General features: G+C 60.2%; 16 protein-coding genes. 7 read left to right on the top strand and 9 right to left on the bottom strand.

Annotated features, from left to right (window positions below):
• Window positions 1–37 precede the first annotated feature (37 nt).
• On the bottom strand, window positions 38–274 hold the full coding sequence (locus RM533_RS05400) for a GlsB/YeaQ/YmgE family stress response membrane protein (RefSeq protein ID WP_311340196.1): 237 nt from the start codon (window positions 272–274) through the stop codon (window positions 38–40).
• A gap of 325 nt (window positions 275–599) precedes the next feature.
• Here RM533_RS05400 and RM533_RS05395 point away from each other — a divergent pair, with 325 nt between their 5' ends.
• Both RM533_RS05395 and RM533_RS05390 read left to right on the top strand, forming a co-directional pair.
• Window positions 600–2570, top strand: a complete 1971-nt coding sequence (locus RM533_RS05395; protein ID WP_311340195.1) for a ribonucleoside-diphosphate reductase subunit alpha — start codon at window positions 600–602, stop codon at window positions 2568–2570.
• 101 nt (window positions 2571–2671) lie between these two features.
• Window positions 2672–3094, top strand: a complete 423-nt coding sequence (locus RM533_RS05390) for an META domain-containing protein (RefSeq protein ID WP_311340194.1) — start codon at window positions 2672–2674, stop codon at window positions 3092–3094.
• Window positions 3095–3150: 56 nt separating this feature from the next.
• Here the strand turns inward: RM533_RS05390 and RM533_RS05385 are convergent, their stop codons facing one another.
• Window positions 3151–3741: a cytochrome b gene (locus RM533_RS05385; protein ID WP_311340193.1), complete on the bottom strand. Its 591-nt coding sequence runs from the start codon at window positions 3739–3741 to the stop codon at window positions 3151–3153.
• A 339-nt stretch (window positions 3742–4080) separates the two neighbouring features.
• On the opposite strand from RM533_RS05385, the gene RM533_RS05380 reads away from it, so the two are divergent.
• Window positions 4081–5190 carry an AI-2E family transporter gene (locus RM533_RS05380; protein WP_311340192.1) on the top strand — a complete coding sequence of 370 codons (1110 nt, stop codon included), beginning with the start codon at window positions 4081–4083 and terminating at the stop codon, window positions 5188–5190.
• A gap of 136 nt (window positions 5191–5326) precedes the next feature.
• Here RM533_RS05380 and RM533_RS05375 read toward each other — a convergent pair whose 3' ends face one another.
• Window positions 5327–6358 carry an NADP-dependent oxidoreductase gene (locus tag RM533_RS05375; RefSeq protein ID WP_311340191.1) on the bottom strand — a complete coding sequence of 344 codons (1032 nt, stop codon included), beginning with the start codon at window positions 6356–6358 and terminating at the stop codon, window positions 5327–5329.
• 277 nt (window positions 6359–6635) lie between these two features.
• Between RM533_RS05375 and RM533_RS05370 the strand changes: the two genes are divergently transcribed.
• Window positions 6636–7835, top strand: coding sequence for a JmjC domain-containing protein (locus RM533_RS05370; RefSeq protein ID WP_311340407.1), 1200 nt, complete (start codon window positions 6636–6638; stop codon window positions 7833–7835).
• Here RM533_RS05370 and RM533_RS05365 read toward each other — a convergent pair.
• The 5 genes from RM533_RS05365 to RM533_RS05345 form a co-directional block, all read right to left on the bottom strand.
• Window positions 7817–8377: a pseudouridine synthase gene (locus tag RM533_RS05365; protein ID WP_311340190.1), complete on the bottom strand. Its 561-nt coding sequence runs from the start codon at window positions 8375–8377 to the stop codon at window positions 7817–7819. The genes RM533_RS05370 and RM533_RS05365 overlap by 19 nt on opposite strands.
• A gap of 108 nt (window positions 8378–8485) precedes the next feature.
• Window positions 8486–9415, bottom strand: a complete 930-nt coding sequence (locus tag RM533_RS05360) for a hypothetical protein (RefSeq protein ID WP_311340189.1) — start codon at window positions 9413–9415, stop codon at window positions 8486–8488.
• Entirely contained in the window at window positions 9402–12071 is a 2670-nt protein-coding gene (locus tag RM533_RS05355) for a fimbria/pilus outer membrane usher protein (protein WP_311340188.1), read from the bottom strand. The genes RM533_RS05360 and RM533_RS05355 overlap by 14 nt, the downstream gene beginning before the upstream one ends.
• 8 nt (window positions 12072–12079) lie before the next feature.
• On the bottom strand, window positions 12080–12862 hold the full coding sequence (locus tag RM533_RS05350) for a fimbrial biogenesis chaperone (protein WP_311340187.1): 783 nt from the start codon (window positions 12860–12862) through the stop codon (window positions 12080–12082).
• Between the two features lie 102 nt (window positions 12863–12964).
• Window positions 12965–13489, bottom strand: coding sequence for a hypothetical protein (locus RM533_RS05345; protein ID WP_311340186.1), 525 nt, complete (start codon window positions 13487–13489; stop codon window positions 12965–12967).
• A 451-nt stretch (window positions 13490–13940) separates the two neighbouring features.
• On the opposite strand from RM533_RS05345, the gene RM533_RS05340 reads away from it, so the two are divergent.
• A complete protein-coding gene (locus RM533_RS05340) occupies window positions 13941–14414 on the top strand; it encodes a nucleoside deaminase (RefSeq protein WP_311340185.1) in 474 nt (157 codons plus the stop codon).
• A gap of 221 nt (window positions 14415–14635) precedes the next feature.
• Window positions 14636–15883: an MFS transporter gene (locus tag RM533_RS05335; protein WP_311340184.1), complete on the top strand. Its 1248-nt coding sequence runs from the start codon at window positions 14636–14638 to the stop codon at window positions 15881–15883.
• An 866-nt stretch (window positions 15884–16749) separates the two neighbouring features.
• Here RM533_RS05335 and RM533_RS05330 read toward each other — a convergent pair.
• Entirely contained in the window at window positions 16750–16878 is a 129-nt protein-coding gene (locus RM533_RS05330) for a hypothetical protein (RefSeq protein WP_311340183.1), read from the bottom strand.
• A 284-nt stretch (window positions 16879–17162) separates the two neighbouring features.
• On the opposite strand from RM533_RS05330, the gene RM533_RS05325 reads away from it, so the two are divergent.
• Window positions 17163–19032: ABC-F family ATP-binding cassette domain-containing protein (locus RM533_RS05325; RefSeq protein WP_311340182.1), on the top strand; the 1870-nt coding region annotated here is incomplete at its 3' end.

Raw genomic sequence — 19032 nt, 5'->3', positions numbered from 1 at the left:
CCTGATCTGATGCTTATCTTTGTCGAGGATATGGTCATCAAAACAGCAGGCGGCCGATCAGGATCAGCCCCATGGCGCCGAGTACCGAAGCCAGGCAACCGGCGCGGTTGAAGCCCGGTTGTCCGCGATGCGCAAGCCAGCCGGCAAGGACCGAGCCGCCAATTCCCAGCAGGATTGTCGCCAGCAGCCCCATGTCGACCGCGCCGGGAAAGAAGAACCGCGCCAGTACGCCGATGATGGCGCCGGAAAAAATGGTGCCGATGATATTGAGCATGCAAGATCCGATCGTGTTGAACATTGTCGTCGCGCGGGCTGCCTCAAGCGCGGCCGGAGCGTTACACGCGCATCGAGTCATGTGCAAAACAGACCAACCGAGATTCGCCTAGCCAACCTTCACAGCAATCGGACAGCTGTGGATAAGCATGTTGTCAATGCTATGAATATTGCCAATGCTATATATCGTGGATCAACGGTTAGCTGCGGCCTGTAAATACCACATGTTGCGGGTAGCAGGAACCAAGCCGCCGAGCCATTTGGCCATTTTTGCTAGGGCGCATTGAGTTCGGCGGCACGATCAAACCTCAGAGGATTTGCCAGACATGGATTTCAGAGACCCCCCGACGCGCGACAATGCCGAGGATGCAGGCGCAGTGGTCGACATGTTTGGCGAGCAATCTGCCGCCGACAGCGCGCCGGGTCAGGCGGCCGATCCTGTTCAGGATAGGGCTCAAGGCGACGGAAAGCCCGCGCTCAAAAGCTCGTCTAAGGATGTGCATGCCCGCCGATTTTCCATCACGACGGACGCGGCACGAGATGCGCTGTTGACCGACTTTGGCAAGGAGACGCTGAACGACCGCTACCTGCTGCCCGGCGAACAATATCAGGACCTGTTTGCACGAGTCGCCGACGCTTACGCCGACGATCAGGATCACGCGCAGCGGCTTTACGACTACATCTCCCGGCTGTGGTTCATGCCGGCAACGCCGGTGCTGTCGAACGGTGGCACGGGACGCGGCCTGCCGATTTCCTGCTATCTCAACAGTGTCGATGACAGTCTGGAAGGTATCGTCAACACCTGGAACGAGAACGTCTGGCTGGCTTCACGTGGCGGCGGCATCGGCACCTATTGGGGCAGCGTGCGCGGCATCGGCGAGCCGGTCGGGCTGAACGGCAAGACCAGCGGCATCATTCCGTTCGTGCGGGTAATGGATTCCCTGACGCTGGCGATCAGCCAGGGTTCGCTGCGTCGGGGATCGGCAGCCTGCTACATCGACGTGTCGCATCCCGAAATCGAGGAGTTCCTCGAAATCCGCAAGCCATCGGGCGACTTCAACCGCAAGGCGCTGAACCTGCATCATGGCGTGCTGCTGACCGATGCCTTCATGGAGGCGGTGCGCAACGGCGATGAATTCGAACTGTTGTCGCCCAAGGACGGCAGCGTGCGCGGCAAGGTCGATGCGCGATCCCTGTTCCAGAAGCTGGTCGAGACGCGGTTGCAGACGGGTGAGCCTTACATCGTGTTTTCCGATACGGTGAACCGCACGATGCCCAAGCACCAGCGCGATCTGGGGCTCAAGGTATCCACGTCCAATCTGTGTAGCGAGATCACCCTGCCGACCGGGCGCGATCATCTTGGCAATGATCGCACGGCGGTGTGCTGCCTGTCGTCGCTCAATCTGGAAACCTGGGACGAATGGCACAAGGACGAGCGGTTCATCGAGGATGTGCTGCGCATGCTCGACAATGTGTTGCAGGATTATATCGACCGCGCGCCCGAGGAAATGGCGCGGGCGAAATATTCCGCGATGCGCGAGCGCAGTGTCGGCATGGGCGTGATGGGCTTCCACTCCTTTTTGCAGAAGAAGAACATTGCCTTTGAAGGCGCGATGGCAAAGGCCTGGAACATGAAGATGTTCCAGCACATCAATGCGCGCGCCAACGAAGCGTCGATGATGCTTGCCAAGGAACGCGGACCTTGCCCCGACGCCGCCGATCAGGGCGCGATGGAGCGTTTTTCGTGCAAGATGGCAATTGCCCCCACCGCGTCGATCAGCATCATCTGCGGCGGCACAAGTGCGTGCATCGAGCCGATTCCCGGCAACATCTACACGCACAAGACGCTGTCCGGCAGCTTCGTCGTCAAGAACCCTTATCTGCACCGGTTATTGCAGGAGCGATCCAAGGATTCGGCGGCGGTGTGGAACAGCATCCTGGAGCAGGGCGGGTCGGTGCAGCATCTGGATTTCCTGACGCCGGAAGAAAAAGCGGTGTTCAAGACCAGCTTCGAGATCGATCAGCGCTGGCTGCTGGAGTTTGCCGCCGACCGCACGCCCTTCATCGACCAGGCGCAATCCCTGAACCTGTTCATCCCGGCCGACGTGGACAAATGGGATCTGGCCATGCTGCATTTCCGCGCATGGGAGTTGGGCATCAAGAGCCTGTATTACCTACGGTCCAAATCGGTTCAACGCGCCGGGTTTGCCGGTGGCGTGGAAGCGGACAACACCATCGATGCAGCAAAATACGAGATGCCGACAACCGATTATGATGAATGCCTTGCCTGTCAGTAAAATTCGTGCCGGATTTGCATGAAGTCGCAGGATGAGCCCGGCATGGCGGCCGCTGCCCTGATATCGGGCTCCTGCGCGCGCTATTACGGCAGGGGTCGGCCGTGAAGATCCTGACGGTGCTCTGCTCGGCAATTGCGGCCTGCGTCCTGCTTGCCGGCTGCAAGACGGCTGCGCCATCGCCACCGCTCGCGACCGAATTTTTCGCGGGCGTCTGGGTGGTCGAGGACATCGATGGCCGCGGCATCATCGACAGTTCACGTGCAACGTTGCTGTTTGCACCGGACGGCACGCTGTCGGGACGTGCGACCTGCAACCATATGACGGCAATCTGGCGAGCAGGCGATGGCCGCGTGATGGTGGAGCCGCCCGCGCTTACCCGCATGGTTTGCGCTCCTGCACTGATGAACCAGGAACACCGGTTTTTGCAGTCGCTGGTGCAGGTGCGTCGATATGCCATTGATGAAACAGGTGCGCTGGTGCTGACAGGTGAGGATGGCCACAGCATCTTGGCAAGGCAGGAGTGATGTCGCAGCCGGCAAGCCAGGCGCGTGTCTAGCTATCCGTCCCCAAGCTGTCTGATTCAGACCTTCGCGTCACTTGGCGCACGCAAGGGCGGCATCCGCCCTGCTGCCCTGGATCGATCAACGAACTGGAGCTTGATGGCTGCGGCCACATGCAGGACGAGCAGCGCTATGAAGACAAACACCAGCACTTCATGCGTTTCGCCCAGAGTATCGCCGGCTGCATCGGGAATGCCGGGGATCAGCGGGAAAGGGATGCCTGCCAACAGCTCTGTCGTACCGCCACCACCAGCAGAAATGGTGGCCAGACCGGTTAAGGGAAGCGCGAACAGCAGGAAATAGAACAATCTATGGTTCCAGACGGCGGCCAGCCGTTCCCATCGCGGCATTGTGTCAGGAAACGGCGGGGGAGGATGCGCCAGTCGCCAGCCCAGCCGGACCATGCTCAGGACCAGAATAAGAACGCCAAATGTCTTGTGCCACGAAAACCACTGCATGCTTTGCGGGCCGCGTTCCATACCGGCAAAGACAAAGCCGATGTAGAGTTGCGTCAGGATAAGCACGGCAATCAGCCAGTGAAGCGCGACTGCGCCATTATTGTAGCGAAGCGTAACCGCCTGCTGATCTGTCGCTGAAGGAACGCTGGTCATCTGGATGATTCCTTTGTTCCTGAAGTCGCCGTTCCCGTCTGGCAAATGTTTCGAAGTGGCAGCTACGCCAGTTCTGGCGGGACTATGTCAGGGCTTCCAAGGTTATGTCCAGATGTGTCAGACTGTCAACCGGATGCATTCCATCGCTCATATCGGCAGCACCCACATGAGCCTGCCTGACCCGCATACGGCAGAGATCCGAACAGATTTTCCAGATCCTCCCCGGTGGTTCATTGACATTCATCCCCAACCGACCGCAGGAACCGAGGCGTGGCAGCGGGCAGGCACCGGCTGGATCATTAATCGACATCCGTGCGAAAGACAGGACAGGGCAGGCCTATGAACCGGAACCCAGGGCAGGAAGCCGCCAGTTTCACAAGCGTCGGTCGTGGCGGATTCTTCCTGCTCCTCGCCATCATCTCGCTGCTGATGATCTATGTGATATGGCCATTTGCGTCCGCAATCCTGTGGGCGGTCGTGGCGGCAATCATGTTTCAGCCCCTCTATCTGTCGATCCGACGAATGATGGGTGGCCACGAGAACCGGGCTGCCATCGCAACCCTGCTGTTCATTATCACCGCGGTGCTTGTTCCTCTTTACATGATCGGGCGTGTTGTCGTGGAGCAGGCAACGCGCATCTATCTTGCCATTCAGGTTCAGCAGATCGATCCTGCTTTCGCCTTTGCGCAGCTCCACGACGCACTGCCCCGCCGATGGCGCAATATGCTGGACAATTCCGGACTGGAGGATTTCAACGCTCTGCAGGTGAAGCTCTCCCGTCTGCTTGAGGAAAGCGTCGGCCTTCTGGGCAGGCAGGCTCTGGAGCTCAGCGGCAGCGCGCTGGCCTTTGCACTTGCATTGGGCGTCAGTCTTTACATTGCTTATTTCCTCCTGCGGGATGGGCAGAGGATCGGGTCGGCCGTCTGCAAGGCGCTTCCGCTGGAACGACCGGTCGCCGACCGGCTGGCGGGTGAGTTTGTCACGATTGTACGCGCCACGATCAAGGGATCAGTCGTGGTCGGGTTGGCGCAAGGAGCACTGGGCGCAATCACGTTCTGGATCGTTGGCGTGCCGGCAGCGTTGTTCTTCGGCGTCCTGATGGCGATCCTGTCACTGCTGCCGGCAATCGGTCCACCAGTCATCTGGATCCCGGTTGCAATCTATCTGTTTGTCGTCGGAGATTTCTGGCAGGCCATCGCCGTCATCATTTCGGGCGTCGCGTTGATCGGTCTTGTCGACAATCTGCTGCGTCCAATCCTGGTGGGGCGCGATACAGGCATTCCTGACTGGATGGTGCTTGTGACCACCCTTGGCGGCATTGTGTTGTTCGGACTGGCCGGAATAGTCGTTGGCCCGGTGGTCGCAGGCCTGTTCCTGGCGGCGTGGTCGGTATCAAGGGAGCAGCGTGATGAAGCGCCTCCTGTCGAACTTGTCGATGCAGAAATTTGATAACGCAAAAGTTGGAAGCCAGTGCAGCCGCACTCTCCACCCTGCGCCGCATCTCAGCGGTGCAGGGTGCTTCTACTTCAATCCGTCAGCAACAAAATCGATCATCTTTTGGGCAGCAGACTGGCATGTTGCCTTGTCAATCGCCCAGCTTGATCACGCGCTTGCCAAAGCCCTCCCCTCGCAGCAGGCCGATGAATGCCGCAGGCGCTTGTTCAAGGCCATCGATCACTTCTTCGCGGTAACGGATCTTGCCTTGCTCGACCCACGCGTTCATCTGCTCGGCGAATTCGGGGTAAAGATGGCCAAAATCATCGAGCACGATGAACCCGCGCATGGTCATCCGTTTGCGCAGAATTATCCCCATCAGGTAATTCATGCGATCGGGACCATCGGGCAGCGATGTCGCGTTATATTGCGAAACCAGCCCGCAGAGCGGGATCCGCGCCTGCGGATTGAGTAGCGGCAGCACTGCGTCGAACACTGCACCTCCGACATTTTCGAAATAAACGTCAATGCCATCAGGGACAGCGGCTTTCAGTGCCGCTGCAAAGCCTGCATCCTTGTAGTCGATGCAATCGTCGAAGCCGAGTACGTCTGTAACATGACTGCATTTCTGTGACCCTCCGGCTATGCCGACGACGCGGCAGCCGAGGATCTTGCCGATCTGGCCGACCGTTGCACCGACCGGCCCGCTGGCGGCAGCCACCACCAGCGTTTCTCCTGCCTTGGGCTTGCCAATCTGGGTCAGGCCTGCCCAGGCGGTCAGCCCCGGCATTCCCAACACGCCAAGCGCCCAGGAAGGATGCTGCGGATCCTTGCCCATGTTGGTGACGCCGCTCCCGCTGGACAAGGCATAATCTTGCCAGCCGCCAAAAGCCTGCACCCAATCACCCTTGGCAAAGCCATCGACCGTGCTGCTCTCGACTTGCGACACGGTGCCGCCGACCATCACTTCGCCAATCTCGACAGGAGGTGCATAAGAAGGAGCATCGCTCATTCGGCCGCGCATGTATGGGTCAAGCGACAGATAACGATTGCGCAGCAGCATCTGCCCCGCGCCGGGCTGCGGCACCGGCACCGTCTCAAGCCTGAGCGTCCTGTCGTCAGGTTCGCCTTGGGGGCGTTCGGCAAGAACGAACCTGCGGTTCTGGCGGCTGGCATCTGTCATGGCGGATATTTCCTTGTTTCGGTGCGGTCAGGACGCTGCTTGTCACTTCGATTTATAAGCTATGCATGCATCGTCTCGCGTGCCAGATATATCGTATTCTCGCGGGGCAAAGCCGCAACGGCTTGTCTAAGCGTGGCAAATCGCTAGCTCCATGCGTCATGCCAAAGTTCCAACTGCCCTCCAGTCAGATGCGGCTCTTACCGGGCGTCATTGCACTCCTGCGTGGGTGCTCGCCACCCATTATGCGCTGCAATAGGAAGAGGTACGCACAGTGACGATGATCGATCCCGAGCGGTTTGACAGTGCCGCCTTCCTGCGCGATTCCTGGCAGAAATCGCCCGTTCTGATCAGAAATCCTTGGCATGCATGGGCCAATCCGCTCCAGCCTGATGAATTGGCAGGGTTGTCCTGCGAGTGCCTGGTCGAAGCGCGTCTGGTGACGCAACGCAATAGCGACCTGCACCTTGAACATGGGCCTTTTGCCGAAGGACGCTTTGCCGATCTGCCGGCGAGAAGCTGGACACTGCTTGTCCAGGCGGTCGATCACCATGTCCCCGCCGTGGCAACGCTGCTTGATTCTTTTCGCTTCATCCCCGACTGGCGGATCGACGATGTCATGGTGAGCTACGCTGCCGATGGCGGTGGAGTAGGCCCGCATTTCGATAATTATGACGTGTTTCTGATCCAAGGGCTGGGCCGTCGCCGCTGGCAGCTCGGCGAGTATTGCAACAATGACGTTGCGTTGCAGCCCCATGATGATCTGCGGCTGCTTCGCGAATTTCGTCCGACCCAGGAGTGGGTACTGGAGCCGGGCGACATATTGTATGTACCGCCCCGCCTCGCCCACAATGGAGTGGCCATTGGCGATGATTGCATGACCTATTCGATCGGTTTTCGTGCGCCATCCCGCGCGGAACTGATCGAGGAATGGACAGACGAAGTTCTGATGCAACTGGCGGATGATGATCGTTACACCGATCCCGATCTGACGCAGCAGGCAAATGCCGGCGAGATCGCTCCTGCCGCGGTGGCAAGGTTGCACGAACTGGCAATCGGGCACCTGCTGGACGCGACATCATTTCTGCGCTGGTTCGGCAGGTACAGCACGCGCCCTGCCGATGCCGGCATTGACTGGCGTCCTGAACAGGCAATCGATGCACGAGCCCTGCACCGGCATGTCGACGACGGCGCGGCGATCATCCGAAATCCGGCGAGCCGCTTCTCCTTTGTCCGACAGACGCCATCATCGGTTCTGCTGTTTGTCGATGGGCAATGCCATTCCTGCGCGGGTGATGTCGCCGTTCTTGCCGAACGCCTTTGCGGACAGAAGCGGCTGAAGTGGTCGCAAATTACCATTGGTGGCGGTCTGTCCGCGCCAGGCGAAACGCTGCTGGTGGAACTGTTCAATCAAGGCAGCATCGGTTTCGATGACGGGGAAGACGGCGTCGAGATCATCGATCAGGCCGATGGAGCGTAAGCAACCTCCTGCCAGGTGCCGGGTGCGATTCCCGCAACAGTCCAGCTCCCTACGGACCAGCGCACCAGCCTGAGCGTGGGATGGCCCACGGCGGCAGTCATGCGCCGCACCTGTCGGTTGCGGCCTTGATGGATGACAATCCGCAACCAGCTGTCGGGAACGGTCTTGCGGAACCGGATCGGCGGATCACGCGGCCACAGATCCGGCTCGCTGATGCGTTCGACCGCGGCAGGCAGCGTCATCCCGTCCTTGAGCCTGACGCCATTGCGTAAGTGGTCGAGCGCCGTTTCCGCCGGCTCGCCTTCGACCTGGACCAGGTAGGTCTTGGGAAGTTTGAAGCGGGGATCGGCAATACGGGTCTGTACTTGCCCATCGTTGCTCAGCACCAGCAGTCCTTCGCTGTCCCGGTCAAGCCGCCCTGCCGGATAAAAACCCGGCTGCGCAATGAAAGCTGACAACGTGGTGCGAAAAGGCCGATCCTCATGATCCGTAAATTGCGACAAGACGCCAAAGGGTTTGTTGAACAGGATCAGCCGCGCCATTTTACCCCCTTGCCGCAAACGGCAGGCGCTTAGCCTTGCGCCATGGTGTGGAGCAATGCAAACCTTGTGCGCGACATGTCGGCCAAGCCGGATGTGGCGGATCTCCAATCAGTCGGTGGTGAAGGTGATCGTCAGCAGATCGCGGTAGGAGCCTGCGGCAAGCAAGCCATCGGGTGGCGTGACAATGATCTGGAACGGTATGCTCTGATGCTGGCTGTCGACGCTTGTGATCCGGTGCATTGCAGGCTGCTGCAAACGCAGCCGCTCGCCTGCAAGAGAGACTTCGTAAGGCAGGCCAGGCGCTCCTGCATCATGCGCAAGCATGCCGCCATGCACCGATTCAAGGCGCATCGTCACGGCCGCATTGGTCAGCACCTGGAATTCCATGGTTTCGAGGTGCTCCCGGTCAAGCGCTCCCAGATCTATGGCCATGGAACGACGATCAGGTCCAAAGCTGTCGCTGCGCACCTGCAAGGTGGATGCTACCGCAACCTGCACCGGGATCGGAACCTCCGCCAGCAGCACTGGCCCTTCTGGATCGACCCGGAACGCCCGCAAGGCAGCCTGTCCGCGGTAAACCCCCTGACCAACGAACTGGCCGGATGGAATGGCGACATAAAACACAAGCTCCTGGATCGGTTCGCCCGTGAACTCACCATGGATCTGCGATGCGGTCGTGCCAAAATATTCGGGCGTCAGGACAGAGGGCCCATTCGGATCGGTAAGCAGATCGTAAACCAGCACATTCGTGGGGCCGACCAGCACCGGATCGCTGCTGCGGGCAGGTGTGGCTGTCAGATAGAAGCGGCAGGCAGAACCTCGATGCAGGATACTGACCCTCAGTGGCTCGAAGGCAGGGGCATCGCTCAACACCTCATAGCCGCGACCGTGAGGGCCACGCCACTGCACCGTCTGATCGACGCGCAAGTCGATGTCGCAGGGTTCCGACGCGTCTTGCGCTGCGGCAGGCAAAGCTGCGATCGCAAGCAGGGCAGCACAGCAGGCGCCAGCAAGGCGAACACGATCACTGCGGTGCATGGGGTTTCTCCTTCACATCAATATCAAGCTTTACAGGCGTATCCAGGCGGACAAGCCCTATTGCATCGGCAGGTACGTCAAGCAGGCCGGTCAAGGTTTGCCCGCCGATGTCGAAATGCAAACGATAGCGCCTGCCCGGCAGCAGCTTGTCGAGAAAGAAGCGGCCGGCGCGATTGCTGAACAATTGCAGTGCGTCGCCGTCATTGGCCGAGCGTCTGTCGATTGCTGCCGTGCCGGTGGCAAAGGGGAGAGGGTCTCCGTCGCGATCCAGCAGATTACCGACGAGCGACACGCTCGCTTCGCTGCCGACCACGATCGAGTAGCCGCTGCGAAAGCCCGGCCGCAGCATGTAGATTTCTCCGCCTGTGGACGTTCCAAGAGGGGCATTGGGCGCATCGACCTGCACGCCGCGCACGAAATAGGGGGCCAGGTTGGGCAGCACCGCGGGACCAAGCGGTCCCGATACCGCTTCGTAACTTGTCCGGGCGGCGCCAAAGTCAGTGCGCGGATCGATGGCAAGGTCAATGTCGCCAGCTTTTGGATGGGGTGTGAACAGCGCAAAACTGTTTGCGACCGGGCGCGAGATGCCAAAATGGCCATCCGCCATTACCAGCGCTGTCCCGAAGGTCAGTTCGGTGCGCAGGTCGCGATCCTCGAAGCGGCCAAGGTAGCTGCCTGCCAGTTGAGTCGCGGAGGCCTCGAACCGGTTTCCAAGATAGCTGATGCCGGCGTATAGCTGTTCGGCGCCATCGCGCCTGCTCAGACCGGCATTCACGGCTGTGGAGCCTACGCCGCCTGAGGAGGCCTGTGTATAATCGACATTAAGAGTGTGGTCCTGGGTAGCGTAGCTGGACGAGAGCGAACCCCGGGCAAGCGGCACGGTCAGTCCGATCCGCACAGCCGGACCGGGCTGGCGTTCGCTCCATTGATATTCCAGCCCTGCCGAAAGCGAGCCGAACGAGATCTGCCGCGAAGCGTTCACGCCGATATAGTAGCCGTCCTGACCCTCGAGCCGGAGCTGTTCATAGCCTGCGTAAAGCTGCGCATGCGTCAATCGGGACAATCGCTGTCCTACCCTGATGCGACCTTGCCGGGCAGTATAGTTGTCGCCGAAAATGTCGCTGAGCGTCCGGTAGTCGCGTCCGGTCAGCACGAAAGCTGCATCGACGAAGCGGTCCCGCGACCGGTCCGCGTCGCGCCATCGGTAGCTGAAGGTCAGCTGACTGGATCTGGCTGTAAGCTCCTGCACCTGCGTCGACACATAGGTTGCAAAGGTTCCGACAGGCGAGGCCCAGACGGCATCTCCTCCGACAAGATCGAACTGGCGGTTGCCTTCCCAATTCAGCCCCAACGTAAGATTGGAACTGACCCCGATGCGGGCATAGGCCGAGCCTGTATACGTGCTGCTGTCATATTCCCGCCGTCCGTCATTGTCGCGGTAAGGAACACCGAAATTGAAGCCAAAGTCCACAAGGCCGGGTGCCAGCAGGTCAAAGTCGAAGAACGCAGGAAAGCGGAGCACTTCGGAGCGGCCGCCAAGATAGCTGATCCGCAGTTCGATGTCGTTGCCAGCAGACGACACCAGCGGGATGTCACGCAAGGTGTATTGCCCCGCGCGAAGGTTGAAGCTGCGGCTGGGGATCCCGTTGATCAGCGTTTCGACGCGGGCTGGCTCCGTCAGTTCGAAGGCTTGCGAAAAGCCGGGTCTGATGTTGCGGTACGGATCAATTCCGAAATACCGCGCAACCGATATGCCCGCAATGCGCTGTCCGCTCTGGAACGAGCGCCGCGCGATGGACAGATCCCCGATTTCATAGCGCATGAGCGCGGATGTATCGTCGTAGGTAAGCCGCACGTCACCGCGTGTAAAAGCGCGCCGCCCGGTATCGCGATAACGCAGGTTTGCCTGCCCGACGAGGCCAAGCAGATTGACCGCCGTATCGATTTCCGCAGCCTTGCGCGTGAGGCCGGTGGCGTCACGGGCACTGTCCTCGATGATGACAGCGCCTGCACGCATGGATGCATAGGCCGAAAACCTGCTGGGCATCAGGACCTGCGCTGCAGCGTCTGCCCGGGCGCGGCGGAACTGGAGGTTCTGCATGGTGCCAAGCCGTGGCGGCACATTGATCACAAGAACAAGTTCCATGGCGTCGAAGCGAATGTCGAAGCCAAGCTGGCGCAAGGAGGCAAAGGCAACGTCAGTGCCGGAGCCGGCCATTTGCCGCAGCGTTTCTGCAGTCGGCGGCCGGACCGCATCGGCAAGGACGGCAAGCAGCAGATCCTTGTGAACTGTTCCGTCTGCATCGGCGCGGCCTGGATGAACCGCGAACTCACCAACGGGGATGCCGTTGACAACCACCGGGTAGTCGCTTGCCGGCAGGACCGGACGGTTGCCGCCAAAGGCACGGCGAAAGATCTCGTCCTCGGTCGCTGTGGCAGGGTCGGTTACCGAACCTGCCGCATCCGCCTCGGTTGCATGGCTTTCTACCCCGTCGCCGGTCAGTGCCATTGTGACGCTCGTCGCGAGCGCCTGCGAAAGGGTTTGCACCGGTTGGCTGGCACGACCTGGGCTGGATGGCAGGCTGGTTGTCTGGCCATGCACCGACATGGGCGAGAGCATTGTTGCACCCAGCAACATCCAGACCGGCGCGCCCATGCAACGGCTCAGTCGAACAGGATATACTGGGTTTGAAGCTGCCCCTCGACATTGCCCGACGGCATGTTTTCGGGCCAGGGAAGGCTAACCACGCGTTCTGAACCTGCAAGTACGTTAAGCGCGTTCAGTGCGCCTAGCTGATTGCCTTCAAGGGTAATGGGCGGCATGCCAGCAAAAGTCAGCACAAGCGCGCTGCTGTCGAGAATGGCGCGGCGGGTGCCCTCATTCGCAATCCGCAGTTCCAGCCGGCGCTGCCCGTCCTGATCGACGGCTTCGCGAGCCGCGACAAGCCTGGCGTCGGGCTGCGAGCCTTTTGGAACGATGTAAAGGGCCGCTTCATACCGGTAGCGCACATCGACCTGCGCCTGGCGTTCATCGGCACCGGCGGCTCGTGAACCCAGATTGACCGGGACCTGTTCGACAACCAGCCGGTAGGCGAGTTCCTGCGCAGGAGCGGCATCGCCGATCCAGCGTACCCGCACGCTCTGGCTGGCGCCGGGTCCGACGGCCATTTGCGGCGGCAGAATGATGAAATCGTCGTCGGCGGGCACAAGGGTGTCCGAGCCGTCGGGGTTCTGCGTCCGCTTGAACACGCTGGCCTGCACCGCGATCGGAACGGCGTGGGTGTTGCGCACGATGACCGTTTGCGATGCCTGCGCGCCTTGTGGCGCCAGCTGCACCATGATGGGGCGCAGATCGAAAGCAAGCGCGGGCGTGCTTGCCGCCCCTGCCGCGAGCACTGCTCCGAGCAGCGCGGCCGCAAGGCCGTGCCTGCACATCAACTTCAGCATGTGTAACCCCCTTGTGGAGAAACGGCCGGATGCGATGTCGCACCCGGCCAGTCCCTACTTGTCGTAATTGCGTGAAAAGACAGTTAAGCCTTTTGCTTTGCCTTAGAAGTTGGCGGCAAGCTTGATCGTCAGCGTGTCGCTGTAGGTGCCTGCGACGGCATATTCGGCCAGATTGTCGAAGCTCAGGCCGAGGTCGCCCTGACGAGCGCCACCGTTCAGCGCGATGTTCTTCCAGTCGCTGTCGGTCACGATGGTGGCCGGTGCGCTCTTCATGTTGGCCGAGTTCACGGTCACGCGATTGAAGCCCAGGAAGCTGGAATCGATGTCATAGTCGATGAGCACCGCGCCATTGCTTTCCTGGTGACGCATGCCGCCATTCTGCGACTGCAGCGAAACGGTGTAGGGCGAGTTGCAGGCATAGGTGATCGCCAGCAGGCCCTGATCGGTCACGTCGAGCATGTTGACATTGTAGCTGCCGCTGCCTTCGGGAGTCAGTTCGCAGTTGCTGGCGACGGTGCCGGAAAGTGCGATTGCGAAGGATTCAGAATCCTTGACGACTTGAGCAGAAGCCGAAGTAGCAAGAACAGCAGCAGTTATGGCAAGCGAAGCAGCAAAAATCTTCTTCATGGTAATTCCCCCAGTTTGAACATAGAGACGCAGCAAGACAAAATGTAGCATACTGCGCTTACAATTAACCTCTTGCCTCCGCTGATTTAGTTCGGATGCTTGGAAGTTAAGAACTCCTTAACCCGATTTACTGCAAACGGAACAAGCCTGTTCTGCCTGTATCCAATTGAAGCAGAACTCACGCGGCGATGCCGCGTTTGCCTGCTCGCCTGCCCTGTAATTCCTGCACTACCAGAAGGTCAGGCGGTGGGGGGCTGACGATCTGGGATGCAAGGTGCAGCTTTTGCAAACAGCCGTGGCGTGCTTGCGCATCGTTGCAGTCAGAGTGGGTAATCGCCAGAAAAGTGGCGAGCGTCGGGAACGCGGTCCGGCCACACGCGTCATTCGGCTCAGGCAATGCACATTGTTGGATGGGCCGTGGAACAAGGCTGACAGGGTAAGGGCAAAGGGCGTGAATCGGGACACGAAGCATCTGGAGCGCTGTGTTGAACTTGCCAGGCAAGCACTTGATGCCGGCGATGAACCGTTCGGATCGCTGCTGGTCGATGCAGATGGCCGCACATTGTGCGAGGCACGCAATCGCGCGATTACCGGCGACCCCACGCAGCACCCCGAATTTGCGCTCGCCCGGTGGGCAGCCGGCAATCTTTCGCTCGAGGAGAGGAAGGCCGCAACCGTCTACACGTCAGGAGAGCATTGTGCGATGTGTTCGGCGGCACATGCTTGGGCGGGGCTGGGAAAGATCGTGTTCATCAGTTCGACTCGGCAACTGGGCGAGTGGCTGGAAGAATGGGGAGTGCCGCCAGGCCCCGTTGCGCCGCTGACCATCAACGAGGTGGCGCCGCAAATCCCGACGCAAGGACCAATTCAGGGTTTCGATCAGGAAGTGCGCTCCCTTCACGCCGCCCGACATGCGAAGCGCTGACTTCATAGTGATGATGACAATGGTGCCAGCAAAGATGACATTCTGTGACTGCATGAAAGCGCATGGACGGATTGGCGCAGTGCGGTCATAGTGTGAGCCTGCATGCTTCCTGATCGGGGTGGGAGGCAGACGAGCGGGGGGATGATGATGCGGTTCGATTATCGCCAGTCTGTCCATGGCGCCGTATCGGCGACGATCCGATGACGGGAGCCGCGCCACCCATGGCGCCACCTGTCGTATATGGCGGATGGATCGTGCTTGCAGCCAGTTTTTTCTGCGCAATGCTGGTGATTGGCGGAACGATCTATGTTTATCAATTGTTCGTGCTGCCCGCGACTGCGGAACTCGGCATTTCGCGAGGCAGCGCAAGCAATGCGTTCATCGCGCTTCTGCTTGGAATAGCGATCTGGTCCCCTGTGGCCGGCCGCCTGTTCGACAGGATGTCCGCCCGTCTGCTGATGCCGTTGGGCGGGATTGCCTATGCGGCAGGCATGATCACAGTTGCAAGTACAGGATCGCCGGTTGCGATGTTGCTGGCGGTTTTTGTGTTTCTCGGTCTTGCCAATGCGTTGGCGGGCGGGTTGGCCGCCAATACGCTGGCTGCCCGCTGGTTTGCACGGCGGCGGGGGCGTGCGCTGGGCATTGCGTCCATAGCATCTTCTGCCGGCGGCTTTGCCATGATCCCGGTCCTGACGGCGCTTATCACGCGATTTGGCTGGCGGCAGGCTCTGCTGGTAGCCGGTGCTTGCATCGGCGCGACCATTGTGACGCTGGCCTTGCTGTTCATTCGCGACCGGCCGGACGTCAGGCTCATGACAGCGGCAGGCGAAATCGATGTAACAAGCGCTCCTGTCGGTGAGGCGGAATGGACCTTTTCGAAATTGACTCGCTCGCGGCAGTTCTGGCTCATCGCGCTGAGCGTCGGGCTCCTGCTTGCCAGCGATCAGGCAATCCTTACGTCGCAATTTCCCTATTTTCTGGATATCGGCCTTGAAACGGCGCAGGCGGCTGCGATCGTGACGGCGATGACCGGATCGGCGATCCTCGGCAAGCTGCTGGTAGGTTTTCTGGCGGAACGGCTTGATGTCCGATGGCTCTACGGAATGGTCGCGCTGTTTCATGCCGCCTTGCTGGCCGTGCTGCTGGTGCAGCCGGGTTTCCTTTTCATGCTGGTGTTCGTGTCCATCTTCGGTGCAGCGGTCGGCGGCATTTACCCGGTTTGGTCCGTGCTGGTGTCACAGCACTTCGGAGCGGCAAGTTTCGGGATTGCCTTTGGTGCAATGGCCCTGTTCACTCAAGTGCTTGCCATTACCTTTGTCGCGTTTGCCAATCGCCTGTTCGATGCCACAGGAACCTACACCGATGCCTATCTGGCGTTCATCGGTGCGGTCGTGCTCGGCATGGTGGTCATGGCAATGGTCCGGCGCATATCCCACGCGCCGCAAGAGAATATCTCATGGGAGGATTGATCCGCTTGGGCCCGATCGCTGACCGCATGCTGCCGGTGTATAAACGTTCCGCCATCTTGCCGCTGCAACCGGACCTTGCGGTGCAGCCGGGTCAAGACCGGTCTTGCAAACTCCGCGTTGCATATTTGGCGTCAGGAAAACCGTCGATGCAATTCAGCCCGCTGTCGACATCATCATAAAAATTTCCGGATCTTTGAGCATGATCATGCGGTCCAGTGAAGCGATCCGCGCAATGGGCCGGCTGACAGCAGGGCCCCGATCGCGCGTGCCAGGTTCTCGTCAAGGCGATCCCGATGGGCCCGGGCTGGCAGCTTACGAAAAGAGGAAGCAGCAAGGGATGCTTTCACAGCTTCGGGGTTGACCGGACTAAAGCGCGTTGAACCAGTTGAATTATGCATCGATTAGTGCGCTGCATCTGTATGGATGCTGCCGGACAAAGCATGGCTGCGTATCGAGCAGAGGGCCTTGCGTTGAGGGCACTACGGCGGCGTTGCTCCTTATCCTGCTGACAAAATCGCGGCGATCGCGCGGCGGGTTGCTCCCTCTGCCGCGGGAACAGGCCGTGCGCAGGTCTGTAGAGCGAGAATGGCTGCCAAGCCTGCCTACTCGTCCATGACCGCATCATTATGTTCAAGAGCGATCGAACGGGCCGCGTCGCCGAAGCTGTCATGCATCCAGTCGGGTGAAGACTGCCCTTGTTTCAGCGCATGTTCTAGCAGGCATCAGCCCGCCTACCCCGAAACAGGACCGGCTGCGGACCAGCCTATAGGGTGTCGAGCAGGTTTGCATAACGAGAGGGTTGATCATGGGTGCGCCACCCTTGTTCCAGCTATCAGCCGTTGCCGCAGCGGGCTACGCCATTGGGGCTAGTATAGCCGTGCGGGACGAGCAGCAGGGGGCCAGACTGCTTGTGCAATCATGCTTTCGATCGTCTGCGCCACGCATTTGCCGGGTTCGGACGAACCAAGGTCGATGTCCATGGGGGGGGGTATCATCGGAGGGGCGGATTTTCACGTCTCGGATATTCTGCGGCTGGCTGCTTCTCCCATCATCAGCCAAAGTTAAGAATGATGACCGGATTAATCGTCCGGTATGAACAGCACTCACCAGCACGCGGATGGACTGCGCGAGGAGATCCCGAGGCGGGGCACAGGCGAGCAGGTGGCGGCGGCAAAGACGCTCACTCGGCCCCGGTGCGGCAATGCGACACAGCGCCAGGCGCCGGAAGAGGCGACACAGGCTATGGAACCGGCTTGCAAACCAAGCTACGCCGCCGCTGATGATCACGATCAGGAACATAATCGTCAGGCTTGGCGGACGCACGATCCTCGATGACGCTTCGGCCAGCCTGCCTGCTGGCGGCCGGATAGGTTTGGTGGGACGCAATGGTGCTGGCAAATCCACGCTGGTGCGTGTGATCGCCGGCTTGCTTGAGCCCGATGGCGGGTCGATCGACATGCCAAGAGGCGCACGCATTGGCTATGTCGCGCAGGAAACGCCCGGCGGTGACGACACGCCCTTTGCCACTGTTCTTGCCGCCGACGAGGAGCGGTCAGACCTGCTTGTCAGAAGCGAGGCTGCGACAGAGCCTGAGGAGCTGGCCGACATCCACGAACGGCTGATCGCGATCGACGCCCATGCTGCCCCGGCGCGGGTGGCGCGAATTCTGGCCGGGCTTGGGTTTGATGAGGATGCGCAACACCGGCCGCTGCACATGTTCTCCGGTGGCTGGCGAATGCGTGTTGCGCTTGCCGCACTCCTCTTTTCCGCGCCCGATCTCCTGCTGCTGGATGAGCCTTCCAACCATCTTGATCTTGAGGCCGTGCTGTGGCTGGAGGACTTTCTCAAATCCTATCCAGCCACAATCCTGCTGGTCAGCCACGAGCGCGATTTCCTTAACAATGTGGCCAACCATATTCTTGATCTGTCGCGCGGGAAGCTTACCCTGTATCCAGGCGGCTACGACGCATTCGAGCGGTTGCGCGCCGAGCGGCAGGCGCAGAACACTGCTGCCCGAGCGCGACAAGCGGCAGAGCGGGAGCGGTTGCAGGATTACATCGCCCGCAATTCGGCGCGCGCATCGACGGCAAAGCAGGCTCAGTCGCGTGCCAAGGCGCTGGCAAGAATGCAGCCAATCGCCGAAATTGTCGACGATCCCTCGCTGTGCTTCGATTTTCCTGACCCTGTGGATATTCGCCCGCCGCTGCTGACGCTTGAAAAAGCGAGCGTTGGCTATGACGCCGATCCGGTCCTCAGCCGGCTGAACATGCGGCTCGACAAGGATGAGCGCATGGCGCTGCTGGGGCGTAATGGCAACGGCAAGACAACGCTGGCGCGGCTGTTTGCGGGGCAGCTGGAGCCAATGGCGGGCAGCGTCAGCGCATCGCCTCGTCTGAAGGTCGGCTATTTCACGCAGTACCAAGTGGAGGAGCTCGATCGCGGCACCACGCCACTGGCGCATATGACGCGGCAGATGCCTGATGCCAAGCCGTCGGTAGTGCGTGCACAATTGGCGCGCTTCGGCTTTTCAGGACCAAAGGCGGAAACGCTGGTTGGCGCGTTGTCGGGCGGTGAACGCGCCCGGCTCGCTTTGGCGCTGGTGACGCGCGATGCGCCGCATTTGCTGATCCTTGATGAACCGACAAATCACCTTGATGTCGATGCAAGGCAAGCCCTTGTTCAAGCGCTAGCGACCTTTGCCGGCGGTGTGGTGCTGGTCAGCCATGACCGGCATATGCTTGAACTCACAGCAGATCGTCTGTTGCTGGTAGACGATGGTACAGCGGCGCAATTCGACGGATCCATCGACGACTACATCGCTTTCGTCCTTTCCGGCGGCGGCGGCGCGCCGAGCAGATCGGACACAAAGGCAGGCAGCAGTCGCAAGGACCAGCGGCGCGCTGCCGCAAAGGTGCGGGAAGAAAGCAAGGCTCTGCGCACGAAGGTAAACAAAGCGGAACAGGATATCGCCGGATTAACCCTCAAGCTTGCGGAACTCGACGACGCACTTGCCCAGCCTCACCAAGCTTCCCCGGGACTGGCGGGATGCTCAATCACAGAGCTGATGAAGCAACGTGCGGCAGTACAGGATGATCTGGAGGCGGCCGAAGCGGCCTGGCTGAGCGGGAGTGAAGCGCTGGAGCACTCTA

Origin of the sequence: Croceicoccus esteveae (assembly GCF_031846435.1) — a bacterium.
Lineage (GTDB): Bacteria > Pseudomonadota > Alphaproteobacteria > Sphingomonadales > Sphingomonadaceae > Croceicoccus > Croceicoccus esteveae.
The sequence above is the reverse complement of the archived record's forward strand: the minus strand, read 5'-3'. Positions and strand labels throughout refer to the sequence as shown.